Genomic DNA, 16755 nt, shown 5'->3' with positions numbered 1-16755 from the left:
GGCACTCCCGCTGTTCACCCGGGCGACATGCCGTTCACCTGCAATAGGGGTGCGATTGGCGGCGAATCATGGTGGACTATCCGCGGAGGATCTATGGCGCAGGGCAAAAGACGCCGCACCCACCGCAGTTCTGGTGCCGCGGCAGGGTTAACCGGGCCCCCAACCGCGTCATGCCTGCATAGCGTCGATACGCATCCCCCGAGCCGCCAAGACGGCGCATCGCTGTGGAGTCGCCGGCGGGTGCTGCTGCTGAATTCCACGTACGAGCCGTTGACCGCCCTGCCGATGCGGCGGGCCATCGTGATGGTGATCTGCGGGAAGGCCGACGTGGTCCACCACGACCCGGCCGGGCCGGTGATCCACTCGGCCACCAGCTCGATCGTGGTGCCGTCGGTGATTCAGTTGCGAACCTATGTGCGCGTCCCCTACCGGGCCCGGGTTCCGATGACCCGGGCCGCGCTGATGCACCGGGACCGGTTCTCGTGCGCCTACTGCGGGGCGAAGGCCGACACCGTCGACCACGTGGTGCCACGCAGCCGCGGCGGTGACCACTCGTGGGAGAACTGCGTCGCGTGCTGCTCGACGTGCAATCACCGCAAGGGCGACAAGCTGCTCACCGAACTCGGCTGGGCGCTGCGCCGGACGCCGCTGCCCCCCACGGGGCAGCACTGGCGGCTGCTGTCGACGGTCAAGGAGCTCGATCCCGCCTGGGCGCGCTACCTCGGCGAAGGCGCGGCCTAGCGTCGGTGATCGGGCGACATGTCGCGTCCGAGTGTGCCGACGGATCACCGGGTGGGATACGGTTTCCGTCGTGAGCCTTTTGCAGATTCACCTGTACTTCATCGGGATACCGTTGCTGCTGGTGGCCGTGCTGGCGGTGCTGATCTGGTCCCACAAGGGACCCCATCCGGCCGCCTACAAGCTGCCGGACAAGTGGACGCACGCGCCGATCCTGTGGGCGGCGACGGACGAGGACGTCGGTCACGCGCACGGCGGGCACGGCGGAGCAGAATTCGCAGTCGGAGGTGGCGCAAGTGGCACGTGGTGACGTAGCGACGATCGAGCCCGACGAGCTGCCCAACGGGTTCGTCATCACGACCAGCGGGCGGATTTCCGGGGTCACCGAACCCGGCGAGCTGTCGGTCCATTACCCGTTCTCGATCAGGGACCTGGTCGCCATCGACGACGCGCTGAAGTTCGGCTCGCGCGCCTCCAAGGCGCGGTTCGCCATCTACCTCGGCGACCTGGGCAGTGACACCGCCGCCCGGGCCCGCGAGATCCTGGCCCAGGTGCCGACGCCCGACGATGCCGTGCTGCTGGCGGTCTCGCCGGATCAGGAGGTCATCGAGGTGGTCTACGGCTCGCAGGTTCGCGGCCGGGGCGCCGAGTCGTCCGCGCCGCTCGGCGTCGCCGCCGCGTCGTCGGCGTTCGCGCGGGGCGACCTGGTGGACGGTCTGGTCAGCGCGATCCGGGTGCTGAGCGCGGGGATCTCCCCGGCCTAGTGGCGATCGCAAGCGCGGCGTAGCCGGGCGCTGCGGGTCGCCACCATGGGTCTAGTGGCGATCGCCTAGTCGGCGTCGAACTTGCGGGCCCGCAGGGCCCGCTTCACGCCGGCCTGGCCCTCCAGCACCAGCCGCCGCAACGCCGGCGGCACCTCCGGGTCGGACAGGAACTTGTCCGCGGCCGCGATACCGGCCTCGCTGATGTTCCAGTGCGGGTAGAGGCCGATCACCACCGTTTGCGCGACTTCGCTGGACCGCCGCGCCCAAACGCCGGGTATCGCCTCGAAGTAGCGGTCGGTGAACGGGTCGAGCAAGTCGCGCTGCCCGGGCGGGGCGAAGCCCGCGATGATGGCGCGGGCCGTGATGTTGGCCAGCGTGTCGTCCTCGATCACCGTCGTCCAGGCCTCTTCCTTGACCTGCGCTTGCGGCCGTGCCGTCGCCGCCTGGGCGCCGTGCCGCTTACCGGCGGCGGTCGGGTCGCGCTGCACCTCGGCGTCGATAAACGGTGTCGCGGGCCCGTCGGCGTCGATCTCGCCCGCGCTGGCGAGCGCGGTCACGATGCGCCATCGCAGGTCGGTGTCGATCTCGAGCCCGGGCAACCCCAGGTCGGCCGGGTCGTGGTCGAGCAGGTCCGCCAGCGTCACCACGTGCCGGGTGGACAGCACCGACGAGCACAGGGTGTTGACGAAGGCCAGCTGGTGGTCCGATCCGGCCTGCGCGCCGCGCGCCAGCTCGAGTAGTCGGTCGGCGAACTCCGGCCACCCCTGCTCGCGCGCCCAGCCCGGCTCGGCGTAGGAGGCCAGCGCGGTCTGCGCCTGCAGCAGCAGCCGCTGCGCCACACCGACCTCGCTCTCGGCGTGCACCCCGCCCGAGACCAGGGCCACGAAGTCGCGGGCCCGCAGTTCGGCCTCGCGCGTCATCTCCCACGCCGCCGACCACACCAGCGAGCGCGGCAGCGGCTCGGCGATGTCGGCGATTCGCGTCAGCGCGGTCTGCAGCGACTCGCCGTCGAGGCGCAGCGAGCAATACGTCAGGTCGTCGTCGTTGACCAGCACCAGCTTCCCGCGCGAAACACCAACCAGCGCAGGCACTTCCGTGACCGGACCTTCGACGTCGAGTTCCTCGCGCCGCACCCGAACCAGCTTGCCGGCGCCGTCGTCGTCATAGATGCCGATCGCCAGCCGGTGCACCCGCGTTTCGCCGGCCCCCGGGGCGGCGCCACTCTGCGTCACCGCGAATCGGGTGAACCGGCCGTCGGTGTCGACGTCGAAATCCGGTCGCAGCGTGTTCAATCCGGTCGTCTTCAGCCACTGCTGGCCCCAGTCGGACAGATCTCGCCCCGACGCCTTCTCCAGCGCGGCGACCAGGTCGCTGAACGTGGCGTTGCCGAAGGCGTGCGTGCGAAAGTAGTCCCGCAGCCCGGCCAGGAAGTGTTCGAGGCCGACGTAGGCGACGAGCTGCTTGAGCACCGAGGCGCCCTTGGCGTAGGTGATGCCGTCGAAGTTCACCTCGACCGCGGCCAGGTCGGGGATGTCCGCGGCGATCGGATGCGTCGAGGGCAGTTGGTCCTGGCGGTACGCCCACGACTTCTCGACCGTCGCGAAAGTCGTCCAGGCCTCGGTGAATTCGGTGGCCTCGGCCTGGCACAGCACCGACGCGAATGTCGCGAACGACTCGTTGAGCCACAGGTCGTCCCACCAGGTCATGGTGACCAGGTCGCCGAACCACATGTGTGCCATCTCGTGCAGCACGGTCTCGGCGCGCCGCTCGTAGGAGGCCCGGGTGACCTTGCTGCGGAAGACGTAGTCCTCCAGGAACGTCACCGCGCCCGCGTTTTCCATTGCACCGGCATTGAATTCGGGGACGAACAGCTGATCGTACTTGCCGAACGCGTACGGCAGGCCAAAGTTCTTGTGGTAGAAGCCAAATCCCTGCTTCGTCTGGGTGAACATCCGCTCGGCGTCCATGTGGCGCGCCAGCGATTCCCGGCAGAAGATGCCCAGGGGGATCTCCCCGTGTTCGTCGGTGTAGCTGTCCTTCCACTCGGCGTACGGGCCGGCGATCAGCGCCACCAGGTAGGTGCTCATCCGCGGGGTGGTGGCGAAGGTGTGCACCCTGGCCCCGTCCGAGTCCTCGACGGACTGGGGGGCGCCGTTGGAGATCACCTTCCAGTGCCTGGGCGCGGTCACCCGCACGTCGAACGTGGCCTTGAGGTCGGGTTGGTCGAAGCAGGCGAACATGCGCTTGGCGTCCGCGGTCTCGAACTGCGAGTACAAGTACGTTTCGTCGTCGACCGGGTCGACGAAGCGGTGCAAGCCCTCGCCGGTGTTGGAGTAGCGGCAGTCCGCGTCGACGACGAGGACGTTGCGTTTCGTCAGGCCGGGCAGCGGGATGCCCGCCGATTCGTCGTAACCGGAGACGTCGAGCTCGTGACCGTTGAGGGTGGCCGCGCGCACGGTCTCGGCGGCGAGGTCGATGTAGGTGTCGGCGCCGGGAAGCGCGTCGAACACCACCGTGGTCGTGGACCGGAACGTGCGTTCGCCGGGCGCGCCGTTCCCGTCGGTGACGTCGAGGTCGATCTGGTAGCTGTCGACGGTGATCAGGGCGGCGCGTTCGACGGCCTGGTCCCGGGTCAGATTAGGAAGGGCCACCCGTCCAACTTACGTGCCCGGCCGGAATCTCGAGCGGTGCGGGAACAGGGGCACGACGCCTACGGTTGTGCTGGACGGTGTGTTGACCGACGAGAGGACTTCGCTATGCCTGACAAGGCTGCCGGGAAAGACCAAGCCGACTTCTGGTTCGATCCGCTCTGCCCGTGGTGTTGGATCACCTCGCGCTGGATCCTCGAGGTGGAGAAGGTCCGCGACATCGACGTGCACTTCCACGTCATGAGCCTCGCCATCCTCAACGAGAACCGCGAAGGCCTGTCGGACAAGTACCGCGAAATGATGAAGCACGCCTGGGGACCCGTGCGGGTGGCGATCGCCGCGGAGCAGTCCCACGGCGCCGAAGCGCTGGCCCCGCTGTACACCGCCATGGGCACCCGGATTCACAACGAGGACAACAAGAACCTCGACGAGGTCATCAAGCTGTCGCTGGCCGATGCCGGCCTGCCCGCCGAGCTCGCCGAGGCCGCGCACAGCGAGGCCTACGACGACGCCCTGCGCAAGAGCCACCACGCCGGCATGGACGCCGTCGGCGACGATGTGGGCACGCCGACCATCCACGTCAACGGTGTGGCGTTCTTCGGGCCGGTGCTCTCGAAGATCCCGCGCGGCGAGGAGGCCGGCAAGCTGTGGGACGCGTCGGTGACGTTCGCGTCGTACCCGCACTTCTTCGAACTGAAGCGAACCCGCACCGAGAAGCCCGAATTCGACTGACCAACCGCCCGTGTAAGGATTGCGGGCATGCGCGTCTACCTCGGCTCTGACCACGCCGGATTCGAGCTCAAGCAGCACATCATCGCCCACCTCGAAGCGGCCGGGCACGAGCCGATCGATTGTGGCGCGTTCGCCTACGACGCCGAGGACGACTACCCGGCGTTCTGCATCGCCGCCGCCGCGCGCACGGTGGCCGATCCGGACAGCCTGGGCATCGTGCTGGGCGGGTCGGGCAACGGCGAGCAGATCGCGGCCAACAAGGTGCCGGGCGCGCGCTGTGCGCTGGCCTGGAGCGTGGAGACGGCCACGTTGGCGCGCGAACACAACAACGCCCAGTTGATCGGGATCGGGGGCCGCATGCACACCGTCGAGGAGGCGCTGGCCATCGTGGACGCCTTCCTGAGCGCGCAGTGGTCGAAAGCCGAACGCCATCAACGGCGTATCGACATTCTCGCCGAGTACGAACGCACCCACCAGGCGCCACCGGTGCCCGGCGCGCCGGCGTAAGCCATGCCCGAAGGGCACACCCTGCACCGCCTGGCCCGGCTGCACCAGCGCCGGTTCGGTGGTGCGCCCGTTGCGGTATCGAGCCCGCAGGGTCGCTTCGCCGACTCGGCCGTGGTGGACGGCCGCGTGTTGCGCCGCACCAGCGTGTGGGGGAAGCACCTGTTCCACCACTACGCCGGCGGCCCGATCGTGCACGTGCACCTGGGCCTCTACGGCGCCTTCACCGAATGGCCCCGCGAGGGTGCGCTCGTGCCGGAGCCGGTGGGGCAGGTGCGGATGCGGATGGTCGGCGCCGACTACGGGACGGACCTGCGCGGGCCGACCGTGTGCGAGGTGATCGACGAGGGCCAGGTTTCCGACGTGCTGGCCAAACTCGGTCCCGACCCGCTGCGCAACGACGCCGATCCGTCCCGGGCGTGGAATCGAATCACCAAGTCGCGCAGGCCGATTGGGGCGCTACTAATGGATCAAACCATCGTCGCCGGCGTGGGCAACGTCTACCGCAACGAGCTGCTGTACCGCCACAACATCGACCCGTTCCGGCCGGGCCGCGACATCGGCCAAGCCGAATTCGACGCCGCGTGGACCGACCTGGTCGCGCTGATGAAGGTCGGCTTCCGCCGGGGCAAGATCATCGTGGTGCGGCCCGAGCATGACCACGGGCCGCCGTCGTACCGGGCCGGGCGGCCCCGGACGTACGTCTACCGGCGCGCCGGAGAGGCCTGCCGGGTCTGCGGAGACACGATCCGCACCACCGTGCTCGAAGGCCGAAACGTGTTCTGGTGCCCGACCTGCCAGAAATGACGCGGCCCCAAGCCGGAACTAGATGACGCCCAGCGCCGCGTAGACCTCGTTGCTGAGGGCCAGGCTGCGCGGGTCCGCGTTGGCCTTGGTCGCGTCGAAGCGGTTCATCACGTACGCGTAGCCGATCCGGTGTTCGAGATCGACGAACCCGAAGGAGCCGCCCAGGCCGCCGTGGCCGAAGATCCGCGGGTTGGGCCCGTTTACGCATCGCCGGTTGAGCATGTAGCCCAGGCCCCAGCCGTGGTCGGCGACCCGCGGCCCAAGCACCAGGTCGCTTTCCGAGCCGCCCTGGCACTCCCGCACCAGGTCCATGTGCTCGCGGCTGAGGATCTTCTCCTGGGCGAGCGCGTTGTAGAACGTCGCCAACCCCAGGGCCGACACCTGCCCGTTCGTCCCGGGGAACTCGAGTTCGCGCCACAGCCACAGGTCGTGCGAGCCGAGCTCGTCGTCGGGGGCGAACCCCATCGAGATCGACAGCCCCGCCTTCGGGTGCTCGGCCAGCCCGGTGGGGTAGCCGGGGGCCTGCGCGTCGGCCAGCAGGTCGCGGGCGTGCGGCTTGTTGACCCGGTCGGCGCAGCGGCGTTGGTCGGCCAGCGACAGCCCGATGTGGACGTCGGCGCCGAGCGGCTCGGCGATCTCGGTGCGCAGGTACTGGCCGATGGTCCGGCCGGTGACCCGGCGGAACACCTCGCCGAGGATGAAGCCGAAGGTGGTCATGTGATAGCCCTGGGCCGTGCCCGGTTCCCAGTAGGGTTCGGCGGCGGCCAGCTGCGCGCAGACGAAGTCCCAGTCGGCGACGTCTTCCCAGCGCAGCCGGGTGCGGGGGCCGATCACGCCGGAGCGGTGGCTCATCACCATCGCCAGCGTGATGTCCTGTTTGCCGGCCTGCCCGAACTCGGGCCAGTAGCGGGCCACCGGGGCGTGCAGGTCGAGCTCGCCGCGGTCGGCCAGTTGGTGGACGCAGGTGGCCGACAGGCCCTTGGTGCCGGACAACACCGTGGTCAGGGTGTTCTCCCGCCAGGGCCGGGTGCGGGCGGCGTCGGCCCAGCCGCCCCAGAGGTTGACGACGAGGTTCCCGTCCACCCACACCGCGACGGCCGCCCCGACTTCATCGCCCAGCGTGAAATTGCGCTCGAACGCGTCGCGCACTCCAACGAAGGCCGACGCGCATGAGCCATCGATTTTGACGTCGCTCATGGCGCCTTTCTCTGGGAGTTGATCCTCACCCCGAGCGGGCGACGGGAATCGAACCCGCGTAGCTAGTTTGGAAGACTAGGGCTCTACCATTGAGCTACGCCCGCATGTGTTAGTCGAGCGTGACTGTAGCTGTCGACGAAGATCAAATCTAATCGACGCGGTCTTGTGATCGCTCCGTGAGGGCGGGCGAGGCCGCCGCGAAGCCTGTGGCCGGCCCGGCCCCCCGGGGCCTTAGGATCATCGAGGTCAGCGCGGGGTGTAGCGCAGCTTGGTAGCGCATCCGCTTTGGGAGCGGAAGGCCGCAGGTTCAAATCCTGTCACCCCGACCAGCGCGACCCCGCGCCGCACGCATACGGCCCACCGAACGCCAGGAACGACCACCGAGGAGCACGTCCGTGAAGAGCACTGTCGAGCAGCTGAGCCCCACCCGGGTACGCATCAACGTGGAGGTGCCGTTCGCCGAACTCGAGCCCGATTTCCAGCGCGCCTACCGGGAGCTGGCCAAGCAGGTGCGCCTGCCCGGCTTCCGCCCCGGCAAGGCGCCGGCGAAGTTGCTGGAGGCGCGGTTCGGCCGGGAGGCGCTGCTCGACCAGGTCGTCAACGAGGCGCTGCCCGCGCGGTACGGGCAGGCGGTCGTGGAGTCGGAAGTGCAGCCCCTCGGCCAGCCCGAGATCGAGGTGACCAAGAAGGAGTACGGCGAGGAGCTGGCGTTCACCGCCGAGGTCGACGTGCGCCCCAAGATCGAGCTCCCGGATTTGAGTTCGCTGAAGATCTCGGTGGACCCGATCGAGGTCAGCGACGAGGACGTCGACGCCGAGCTGGAGTCGCTGCGCGCCCGGTTCGGCACACTGACCGGCGTCGACCGGCCCGTCGCCACCGGGGACTTCGTCTCGATCGACCTGGCCGCCACCATCGACGGGGAAGAGGTACCGGGGGCCTCCGCGGAGGGGCTGTCCCACGAGGTCGGCTCGGGCCGGCTCATCGCCGGACTCGACGACGCCCTGGTCGGCCTGTCCGTCGATGAGTCCCGGGAGTTCACCGCGCAGCTGGCGGCCGGCGAACACGCCGGGCAAGACGCTCAGGTGACCGTCACGGTGAAGTCGATCAAGCAACGCGAGCTGCCCGAGCCCGACGACGAGTTCGCCCAACTGGCCAGCGAGTTCGACACCATCGACGAGCTGCGGTCCAACCTGCGCGACCAGGTCGGGCGGCTCAAGCGGGCCCAGCAGGCCGACCAGATCCGCAACGCCGCGCTGGACACCCTCCTCGAGCAGGTCGACGTGCCGCTGCCGGAGGCGATCGTCCAGGCCCAGTACGACAGCACCATTCACGGCGCGCTGCACGGGCTCGACCACGACGACGCCAAGCTCGACGAGGCGCTCGCCGGACAGGGCAAGACCCGCGAAGAGTTCGAGACCGAGACGCGCAGCGCCGCGGAGTCCGACGTCAAGCGGCAGCTGCTGCTGGACGCGCTGGCCGACGAGCTGCAGGTGCAGGTCGGCCAGGACGACCTGACCGAACGCCTGGTGATGACGTCCCGCCAGTACGGCATCGAGCCGCAGCAGCTGCTGGGTTACCTGGAGGAGAACAACCAGCTGCCGGCGATGTTCGCCGACGTGCGACGCGGGCTGGCCATCGCCGAGGTGGTGCGGGCGGCGACGGTGACCGACAGCGACGGGAACACCATCGACACCAGCGAATTCTTCGGCAAGCGTGCCGACGAGGCCGACGAGGCCGATGAGGCCGAGGCTTCCGACGACGAGTGACCGTCTTGACGCTGTGAGCGAAAGCGCCCAATTGAGGGGGAGCGTGGCCGCGAAACAGTGGGCCCGGTTGGTTAGGGTCGGTGCATAGAAGAACTGAAAGAAAGCAGGTAACCCAGTCGTGTCTGACATGCGTTCGCCCTCGCAGGGGCTCAACCTCACGGACTCGGTCTATGAGCGCTTGCTCTCCGAGCGCATCATCTTCCTGGGCTCGGAGGTGAACGACGAGGTCGCCAACCGGCTGTGCGCGCAGATCCTGCTGCTCGCCGCGGAGGATGCCGACAAGGACATCTCGCTGTACATCAACTCCCCGGGCGGATCGATCAGCGCCGGCATGGCGATTTACGACACCATGGTGCTGGCGCCTTGCGACATTGCCACGTACGCGATGGGGATGGCCGCCTCGATGGGCGAGTTCCTCCTCGCGGCCGGCACCAAGGGCAAGCGTTACGCGCTGCCGCACGCGCGCATCCTGATGCACCAGCCGCTGGGCGGGGTGACCGGTAGCGCGGCCGACATCGCCATCCAGGCCGAGCAGTTCCACGTAATCAAGAAGGAGATGTTCCGCCTCAACGCCGAGTTCACCGGCCAGTCGATCGAACGCATCGAGGCGGACTCCGACCGCGACCGCTGGTTCACCGCGCAGGAGGCCCTGGAATACGGCTTCGTGGACCACATCATCACCCGCGCCGCCCACATCACCAACGGAGAAGCCCAGTGAATCCTGAAACCCAGCCCCAGGCGCGGTACATCCTGCCGTCGTTCATCGAGCACTCCAGCTTCGGCGTCAAGGAGTCCAACCCGTACAACAAGCTGTTCGAGGAGCGCATCATCTTCCTCGGCGTCCAGGTCGACGACGCCTCGGCGAACGACATCATGGCGCAGCTGCTGGTGTTGGAGTCCCTGGACCCCGACCGCGACATCACCATGTACATCAACTCGCCCGGCGGCGGATTCACCTCGCTGATGGCGATTTACGACACCATGCAGTACGTGCGCGCCGACATCCAGACGGTGTGCCTCGGCCAGGCCGCCTCCGCCGCGGCGGTGTTGCTGGCCGCCGGAACGCCCGGCAAGCGGATGGCGCTGCCCAACGCCCGGGTGCTGATCCACCAGCCGTCCCTGCAGGGCGTGATCCAGGGCCAGTTCTCCGACCTGGAGATCCAGGCCGCCGAGATCGAGCGGATGCGCACGCTGATGGAGACGACCCTGGCCCGCCACACGGGCAAGGACGCCGCGACGATCCGCAAGGACACCGACCGGGACAAGATCCTGACCGCCGAAGAGGCCAAGGACTACGGGATCATCGACACCGTCCTGGAGTACCGGAAGCTGTCCGCGCAGACCGCCTAGCGTTCGCGGTCCCGCGCCGAACGTGCACTCACGGCGGATTTTCGGCCGATTTGCCGCCCCCAGTGCACGCTCGGCGAACCGAGCCCGTCGGCCGGCGCTGATCAGAGCCAATACCCGGCCGGCGACGGTAGGGTGATTTGGTGGGGTTTGGGCGGCGCATCGGCTCGGTCGGGTAACGACCGCGACACGCCAAAGACACGCAAAGCGCGTCTTTCGCGAGTCAGGGGCGCCGTCTGGCTATATGTTTCATCGACGGCATGAATACCACCAACGCGATTCGGCCTTAACGGTCGCGGCGGGCCCGATCTAACGGGTAGCGTCGTGGGATACATGGCGGGACAGCACGACGAACGGCGAACAGGAAGTAGGCCCTGAGGCACCATGGCGCGCATCGGAGACGGCGGTGACCTGCTGAAGTGCTCCTTCTGCGGGAAGAGCCAGAAGCAAGTCAAGAAGCTCATTGCTGGTCCCGGTGTGTATATCTGCGATGAGTGCATCGACCTCTGCAACGAGATCATCGAAGAGGAGCTCGCCGACGCCGACGACGTCAAGCTCGACGAACTGCCCAAGCCCGTTGAGATCCGGGAGTTCTTGGAGGGCTACGTCATTGGCCAGGACACCGCCAAGCGGACCCTGGCCGTCGCGGTGTACAACCACTACAAGCGCATCCAGGCCGGGGAGAAGGGCCGCGACTCCCGGCACGAGCCGGTCGAGCTGACCAAGTCCAACATCCTGATGCTGGGTCCGACCGGCTGCGGCAAGACCTACCTGGCCCAGACGCTCGCCAAGATGCTCAACGTGCCGTTCGCCATCGCCGACGCCACCGCGCTGACCGAGGCCGGGTACGTCGGTGAGGACGTCGAAAACATTCTGCTCAAGCTCATTCAGGCCGCCGACTACGACGTCAAGCGCGCCGAGACCGGCATCATCTACATCGACGAGGTCGACAAGATCGCCCGCAAGAGCGAGAACCCGTCGATCACCCGTGACGTCTCCGGCGAGGGCGTGCAGCAGGCGCTGCTGAAGATCCTGGAGGGCACGCAGGCGTCGGTTCCCCCGCAGGGCGGCCGCAAGCACCCGCACCAGGAGTTCATCCAGATCGACACCACCAACGTGCTGTTCATCGTCGCGGGGGCGTTCGCCGGCCTGGAGAAGATCATCTACGAGCGCGTCGGGAAGCGCGGCCTGGGCTTCGGCGCCGAGGTGCGCTCGAAGGCCGAGATCGACACCACCGACCACTTCGCCGAGGTCATGCCCGAGGACCTGATCAAGTTCGGCCTGATCCCGGAGTTCATCGGCCGGTTGCCGGTGGTGGCCTCGGTGACCAACCTGGACCGGGAGTCGCTCGTCAAGATCCTCTCGGAGCCCAAGAATGCTCTGGTCAAGCAGTACACCCGGCTGTTCGAGATGGACGGCGTCGAGCTCGAGTTCACCGACGACGCGCTCGAGGCGATCGCCGATCAAGCCATCCACCGCGGCACGGGCGCCCGGGGTCTGCGGGCCATCATGGAAGAGGTCCTGCTGCCGGTGATGTACGACATCCCGAGCCGCGACGACGTCGCCAAGGTCGTGGTGACCAAGGAGACCGTGCAGGACAACGTGCTGCCGACGATCGTGCCGCGCAAGCCGTCGCGCACCGAGCGCCGCGACAAGAGCGCCTGACACTTCGGTCGAGCGCGCATCGGGTACTAGATGCGCATGCCGACCGGCGCCGACGCCCCCACCCCGATCCCGCGGCGGCTGACGCGCGCGCTGGACCTGCTGAACTTCCTGTTGGCGGACGTCCGCGACGGGCTGGGTCCCTACCTGTCGGTCTACCTGTTGCTGGCCCATCACTGGGACCAGGCGTCGATCGGCTTCGTCATGGCGGTCGGCGGGATCGGGGCGATCGTCGCGCAGGCGCCGGCCGGCGCGCTGGTGGACCGTAGCACGGCCAAGCGGGCGCTGATCATCGGCGGCGCGTTGACCGTCACCGCCGGCTCGTTGGCGATGCCGTTGTTCCCGGGCCTGTACTCGATCTCGGTGTTGCAAGCGATCACCGGGATCGCCGGCTCAGTCTTCGCCCCGGCGCTCGCCGCGATCACCCTGGGCGTCGTCGGTCCCCGCTTCTTCTCGCGGCGAATCGGGCGCAACGAATCGTTCAACCACGCGGGTAACGCGTCGGCCGCCGCCATCACCGGCGGGCTGGCCTACTTCTTCGGGCCGGTGGTGGTGTTCTGGGTGCTCGCCACCATGGCCGCCGCCAGTGTGCTTGCGACACTGCGGATTCCGCGCGACGCGATCGACCATGACGTCGCCCGGGGCATGGATCACGTGCCCGGTGGTCCGCACGAGACGCCGTCGCGGATGGCGGCGCTGCTGCGCAATCCCAGGCTGATGATCTTCGCCGCGACCGTGGTCGCCTTCCACTTCGCCAACGCCGCGATGCTGCCCCTGGTCGGCCAGTTGCTGGCGCTGCACAACAAGGACGTCGGGACAGCGCTGATGTCCGGCTGCATCGTGGCCGCGCAGGTGGTCATGGTGCCGGTGGCGTACCTGGCCGGGGCCAAGGCCGATTCGTGGGGCAGGAAGCCGATCTTCCTGCTCGGCTTCGCCGTCCTGGCCGCGCGAGGGTTTCTCTACACCCTGTCCGGCAATCCGTACTGGCTGGTCGGCGTGCAGCTGCTGGACGGTGTCGGGGCCGGCGTGTTCGGCGCGCTGTTCCCCCTCGTGGTCCAGGACGTGACGCACGGCAGCGGCCGGTTCAACGTCAGCCTCGGCGCCGTGACGGCGGCGACGGGGATAGGCGCCTCGGTGTCCAATCTCGTCGCGGGCCGAATCGTGGTGGCCGCCGGTTACAACGCCGCCTTTGCCTTCCTCGGAGCGCTCGCCGGCGCAGGGTTTTTGCTCTACCTGATTGCGATGCCGGAAACGGCGCCAAGGGAATTGGATGCCGCCGCGCCAGAGTGACCAATACCACAGTTTTGAACCGTCCGCACCACCCTCCCCGCGCTGACTTCGGCTTTAGGGGTAAAACCGCTGCATGCGATGGTTTAGAGACGCTCATTCTTCCCTCAGAGAAGTGCCATAATTGGCAGTACTAGTGACACTCAAGCTCGAGCGCGCGGGAGTCGCTGCAACGGCGCGTAACCTCAATCTCCAGCGAAAGTGCCTATCCGGTTAACCAATGGAAGGCGGATACGTGGATCCGAACGGCAGCGGAGCCGGCTCTGATTCTCACGGCGGGTCGTCCCAAAACGGAGCGCGTGCGCGTAACGGGTCCGAACGTCAGCGCCTCGAACAGGTGGTCATCCGCTTCGCCGGGGACTCCGGCGACGGCATGCAGCTCACCGGCGACCGGTTCACGTCGGAGGCAGCGCTTTTCGGTAACGACCTGGCGACCCAGCCGAACTACCCGGCCGAGATCCGGGCCCCCGCAGGCACGTTGCCCGGGGTGTCGTCCTTCCAGATCCAGATCGCCGACTACGACATCCTGACCGCCGGTGACCGCCCCGACGTGCTCGTCGCGATGAACCCCGCGGCGCTCAAGGCCAACATCGGCGACCTGCCGCGCGGCGGCATGGTGATCGCGAACTCCGACGAGTTCACCAAGCGCAACCTGACCAAGGTGGGTTACGTCACGAACCCGCTGGAGTCCGACGAGTTGTCCGAGTATGTCGTGCATTCCGTCGCGATGACCACCCTCACGCTGGGCGCGGTCGAGGCGATCGGCGCGTCGAAGAAGGACGGTCAACGGGCCAAGAACATGTTCGCGCTGGGCTTGCTGTCGTGGATGTACGGCCGCCCGATCGAGACCAGCGAGAAGTTCATCCGGGAGAAGTTCGCCCGCAAGCCCGACATCGCCGAGGCGAACGTGCTGGCGCTCAAGGCGGGCTGGAACTACGGCGAGACGACCGAGGCGTTCGGCACCACCTACGAGGTGTCCCGGGCGACCTTGCCGTCCGGTGAATACCGGCAGATCTCCGGCAACACGGCCATGGCCTACGGCATCGTCGCTGCGGGGCAGCTGGCCGACATCCCGGTGGTGCTCGGCAGCTACCCGATCACGCCGGCGTCGGACATCCTGCACGAGCTGTCCAAGCACAAGAACTTCAACGTCATCACCTTCCAGGCGGAGGACGAGATCGGCGGCATCTGCGCCGCGATCGGCGCCTCGTACGGCGGGGCGCTCGGCGTCACCAGCACGTCGGGTCCCGGCATCTCGTTGAAGTCCGAAGCGCTGGGCCTCGCGGTGATGACCGAGTTGCCGCTGCTGGTCATCGACGTCCAGCGCGGCGGCCCGTCGACCGGCCTGCCGACCAAGACCGAGCAGGCCGACCTGCTGCAGGCGCTGTACGGCCGCAACGGCGAGTCGCCGGTGGCGGTGCTGGCGCCGAGTTCGCCGTCCGACTGTTTCGCCATCGCGATCGAGGCGGTGCGCATCGCGGTGTCGTACCACACCCCGGTGATCGTGTTGTCCGACGGCGCGATCGCCAATGGCTCGGAGCCGTGGCGGATTCCGGACGTCGGGACGCTGCAGCCGATCAAGCACACGTTCGCCAAGCCGGACGAGCCGTTCCAGCCCTACAACCGCGACCCCGAGACGCTCGCGCGCCAGTTCGCCGTCCCGGGCACCCCGGGCCTCGAGCACCGGATCGGTGGCCTGGAGGCGGCGAACGGCTCGGGTGCCATCTCCTACGAGCCGGTCAACCACGACCTCATGGTTCGGTTGCGGCAGGCCAAGATTGACGGCATCACGGTGCCCGACCTCGAGGTCGACGACCCCAGCGGGGAGGCCGAGCTGCTGCTGATCGGCTGGGGCAGCTCGTACGGCCCGATCGGCGAAGCCTGCCGGCGCGCGCGGCGCAAGGGCGTCAAGGTCGCGCACGCCCACCTGCGTCACCTCAGCCCGTTCCCGGCCAACCTGGGCGACGTGCTGCGGCGCTACCCGATGGTGGTGTGCCCGGAAATGAATCTGGGCCAGCTGGCGCTGTTGCTGCGGGGCAAGTATCTGGTCGACGTGCAATCGGTCAGCAAGGTCCAGGGTGTGGCGTTCCTCGCCGACGAGATCGGGCGGGTAATCCGCGCCGCGATCGGCGGCACGCTGGCCGAAATCGAGCAGGACAAGACGATGGTCGCCAGAATGGCGGCAGCGACGGTTGGAGCGGGAGCTATCGAATGACCGACCTGGTGGGAAATCTGGCGGGCACCGACCTCGGGTTGACGCCCAGGTTGAAGAAGAACGACGGTGTCCCCGCGACGGATCAGCCGCAGAAGGGCAAGGACTTCACCAGCGACCAGGAGGTCCGCTGGTGCCCGGGTTGCGGCGACTACGTCATCCTCAACACCATCCGCAACTTCCTGCCGGAGCTGGGACTGCGCCGCGAGAACATCGTGTTCGTCAGCGGCATCGGGTGCTCCAGCCGCTTCCCGTACTACCTGGAGACCTACGGGTTTCACTCCATTCACGGCCGCGCGCCGGCCATCGCGACGGGTCTGGCACTGGCCCGCGAGGACCTGTCGGTGTGGGTGGTCACCGGTGACGGCGACGCGCTGTCAATCGGCGGCAACCATCTGATCCACGCGCTGCGCCGCAACGTCAACATCACGATCCTGCTGTTCAACAACCGGATCTACGGGCTGACCAAGGGCCAGTACTCGCCGACGTCGGAGGTCGGCAAGGTCACCAAGTCGACTCCGATGGGATCGCTGGACCACCCGTTCAACCCGGTGTCGCTGGCGCTGGGCGCCGAGGCCACGTTCGTCGGCCGCGCCCTGGACTCCGACCGCAACGGGCTGACCGAGGTGTTGCGCGCCGCCGCCGAGCATCGCGGCGCCGCCGTCGTCGAAATCCTGCAGGACTGCCCGATTTTCAACGACGGCTCCTTCGACGTGCTGCGCAAGGAAGGCGCCGAGGAGCGGGTGATCAACATCCGCCACGGCGAGCCGATCACCTTCGGCGCCGACGGCGAGTACTGCGTCGTGAAATCCGGCTTCGGCCTCGAATTCGCCAAGACCGCCGACGTTTCCGTGGACGAGATCATGGTGCACGACGCGCACACCGACGACTCCGCCTACGCCTTCGCGTTGTCCCGGCTGTCCGATCAGAACCTCGATCACACCGTGCTCGGCATCTTCCGGGACGTCAGCCGGCCCACCTACGACGACGCGGCGCGCTCGCAGGTGCAGGCCGCGCGCGCCGCCAAGCCGTTCGACGACGCCGCCCTGCAATCGCTGCTGCGTGGGCGCGACACCTGGACCGTCGACTGA

The 16755-nt window shown here is 68.0% G+C and carries 15 protein-coding genes and 2 tRNA genes; 14 read left to right on the top strand and 3 right to left on the bottom strand.

All coding sequences use genetic code 11. The features are described 5' to 3' along the window. Window positions 1–93: 93 nt before the first annotated feature. The 3 genes from A5730_RS10020 to A5730_RS10010 all read left to right on the top strand — a co-directional run bounded on the left by A5730_RS10020 (window position 94) and on the right by A5730_RS10010 (window position 1502). The gene (locus A5730_RS10020) at window positions 94–741 is read left to right on the top strand and encodes an HNH endonuclease (RefSeq protein WP_067898975.1); all 648 of its coding nucleotides are present in this window, start codon (window positions 94–96) and stop codon (window positions 739–741) included. Between the two features lie 79 nt (window positions 742–820). Further along, complete coding sequence (locus A5730_RS10015; protein WP_067899617.1) at window positions 821–1048, top strand: hypothetical protein; 228 nt, start codon at window positions 821–823, stop codon at window positions 1046–1048. After that, on the top strand, window positions 1035–1502 hold the full coding sequence (locus A5730_RS10010; protein WP_067898972.1) for a DUF5130 domain-containing protein: 468 nt from the start codon (window positions 1035–1037) through the stop codon (window positions 1500–1502). Before A5730_RS10015 ends, A5730_RS10010 begins: the two co-directional genes overlap by 14 nt. 65 nt (window positions 1503–1567) lie before the next feature. Here the strand turns inward: A5730_RS10010 and pepN are convergent, their stop codons facing one another. Beyond that, window positions 1568–4153 (bottom strand): aminopeptidase N, encoded by a 2586-nt coding sequence (pepN, locus tag A5730_RS10005; RefSeq protein WP_067898967.1) that lies wholly within the window; start codon window positions 4151–4153, stop codon window positions 1568–1570. 105 nt (window positions 4154–4258) lie between these two features. On the opposite strand from pepN, the gene A5730_RS10000 reads away from it, so the two are divergent. Genes A5730_RS10000 through A5730_RS09990 form a run of 3 tightly spaced genes read left to right on the top strand, consistent with a single transcriptional unit; the run spans window position 4259 to window position 6193 of the window. After that, complete coding sequence (locus tag A5730_RS10000) at window positions 4259–4882, top strand: DsbA family protein (protein ID WP_067898963.1); 624 nt, start codon at window positions 4259–4261, stop codon at window positions 4880–4882. Window positions 4883–4909: 27 nt separating this feature from the next. Further along, on the top strand, window positions 4910–5389 hold the full coding sequence (locus tag A5730_RS09995) for a ribose-5-phosphate isomerase (protein ID WP_067898960.1): 480 nt from the start codon (window positions 4910–4912) through the stop codon (window positions 5387–5389). A 3-nt stretch (window positions 5390–5392) separates the two neighbouring features. Next, window positions 5393–6193 carry an Fpg/Nei family DNA glycosylase gene (locus A5730_RS09990; RefSeq protein ID WP_067898956.1) on the top strand — a complete coding sequence of 267 codons (801 nt, stop codon included), beginning with the start codon at window positions 5393–5395 and terminating at the stop codon, window positions 6191–6193. Between the two features lie 18 nt (window positions 6194–6211). Here the strand turns inward: A5730_RS09990 and A5730_RS09985 are convergent, their stop codons facing one another. Further along, window positions 6212–7390 (bottom strand): serine hydrolase domain-containing protein, encoded by a 1179-nt coding sequence (locus A5730_RS09985; RefSeq protein ID WP_067898952.1) that lies wholly within the window; start codon window positions 7388–7390, stop codon window positions 6212–6214. 33 nt (window positions 7391–7423) lie between these two features. After that, window positions 7424–7494 (bottom strand) — tRNA-Gly (locus A5730_RS09980). A 148-nt stretch (window positions 7495–7642) separates the two neighbouring features. Here A5730_RS09980 and A5730_RS09975 point away from each other — a divergent pair. From A5730_RS09975 to A5730_RS09940, 8 genes are all read left to right on the top strand, one after another. Next, window positions 7643–7719 (top strand) — tRNA-Pro (locus tag A5730_RS09975). Between the two features lie 66 nt (window positions 7720–7785). Continuing rightward, window positions 7786–9156: a trigger factor gene (gene tig, locus A5730_RS09970; protein WP_067898949.1), complete on the top strand. Its 1371-nt coding sequence runs from the start codon at window positions 7786–7788 to the stop codon at window positions 9154–9156. 127 nt (window positions 9157–9283) lie between these two features. Further along, a complete protein-coding gene (clpP1, locus tag A5730_RS09965) occupies window positions 9284–9874 on the top strand; it encodes an ATP-dependent CLP protease proteolytic subunit ClpP1 (protein ID WP_040622585.1) in 591 nt (196 codons plus the stop codon). Then, window positions 9871–10506, top strand: coding sequence for an ATP-dependent CLP protease proteolytic subunit ClpP2 (gene clpP2 / locus A5730_RS09960; RefSeq protein ID WP_067898946.1), 636 nt, complete (start codon window positions 9871–9873; stop codon window positions 10504–10506). Before clpP1 ends, clpP2 begins: the two co-directional genes overlap by 4 nt. A 381-nt stretch (window positions 10507–10887) precedes the next feature. Next, on the top strand, window positions 10888–12168 hold the full coding sequence (clpX, locus tag A5730_RS09955; RefSeq protein WP_055400128.1) for an ATP-dependent Clp protease ATP-binding subunit ClpX: 1281 nt from the start codon (window positions 10888–10890) through the stop codon (window positions 12166–12168). Between the two features lie 36 nt (window positions 12169–12204). Beyond that, the gene (locus A5730_RS09950) at window positions 12205–13455 is read left to right on the top strand and encodes an MFS transporter (protein WP_156745765.1); all 1251 of its coding nucleotides are present in this window, start codon (window positions 12205–12207) and stop codon (window positions 13453–13455) included. Window positions 13456–13687: 232 nt separating this feature from the next. Further along, entirely contained in the window at window positions 13688–15667 is a 1980-nt protein-coding gene (locus tag A5730_RS09945; RefSeq protein ID WP_369829868.1) for a 2-oxoacid:acceptor oxidoreductase subunit alpha, read from the top strand. Beyond that, window positions 15664–16755, top strand: a complete 1092-nt coding sequence (locus A5730_RS09940) for a 2-oxoacid:ferredoxin oxidoreductase subunit beta (RefSeq protein ID WP_055400122.1) — start codon at window positions 15664–15666, stop codon at window positions 16753–16755. Before A5730_RS09945 ends, A5730_RS09940 begins: the two co-directional genes overlap by 4 nt.

The sequence above is a fragment of the Mycobacterium sp. ACS4054 genome, assembly GCF_001667275.1.
Taxonomy (GTDB): Bacteria; Actinomycetota; Actinomycetes; order Mycobacteriales; family Mycobacteriaceae; genus Mycobacterium.
Note: the sequence above shows the minus strand (reverse complement) of the source record. Positions and strands in the feature narration are given on the sequence as shown.

Excerpts from the sequence above, each read along its gene's own strand:
- A5730_RS10020 (WP_067898975.1), top strand. The coding sequence starts at position 94 with ATGGCGCAGGGCAAAAGACGCCGCACCCACCGCAGTTCTGGTGCCGCG.
- A5730_RS10000 (WP_067898963.1), top strand. The coding sequence starts at position 4,259 with ATGCCTGACAAGGCTGCCGGGAAAGACCAAGCCGACTTCTGGTTCGAT.
- A5730_RS09995 (WP_067898960.1), top strand. The coding sequence starts at position 4,910 with ATGCGCGTCTACCTCGGCTCTGACCACGCCGGATTCGAGCTCAAGCAG.
- A5730_RS09990 (WP_067898956.1), top strand. The coding sequence starts at position 5,393 with ATGCCCGAAGGGCACACCCTGCACCGCCTGGCCCGGCTGCACCAGCGC.
- A5730_RS09985 (WP_067898952.1), bottom strand. The coding sequence starts at position 7,390 with ATGAGCGACGTCAAAATCGATGGCTCATGCGCGTCGGCCTTCGTTGGA.
- clpP1 (WP_040622585.1), top strand. The coding sequence starts at position 9,284 with ATGCGTTCGCCCTCGCAGGGGCTCAACCTCACGGACTCGGTCTATGAG.
- clpX (WP_055400128.1), top strand. The coding sequence starts at position 10,888 with ATGGCGCGCATCGGAGACGGCGGTGACCTGCTGAAGTGCTCCTTCTGC.
- A5730_RS09950 (WP_156745765.1), top strand. The coding sequence starts at position 12,205 with ATGCCGACCGGCGCCGACGCCCCCACCCCGATCCCGCGGCGGCTGACG.
- A5730_RS09940 (WP_055400122.1), top strand. The coding sequence starts at position 15,664 with ATGACCGACCTGGTGGGAAATCTGGCGGGCACCGACCTCGGGTTGACG.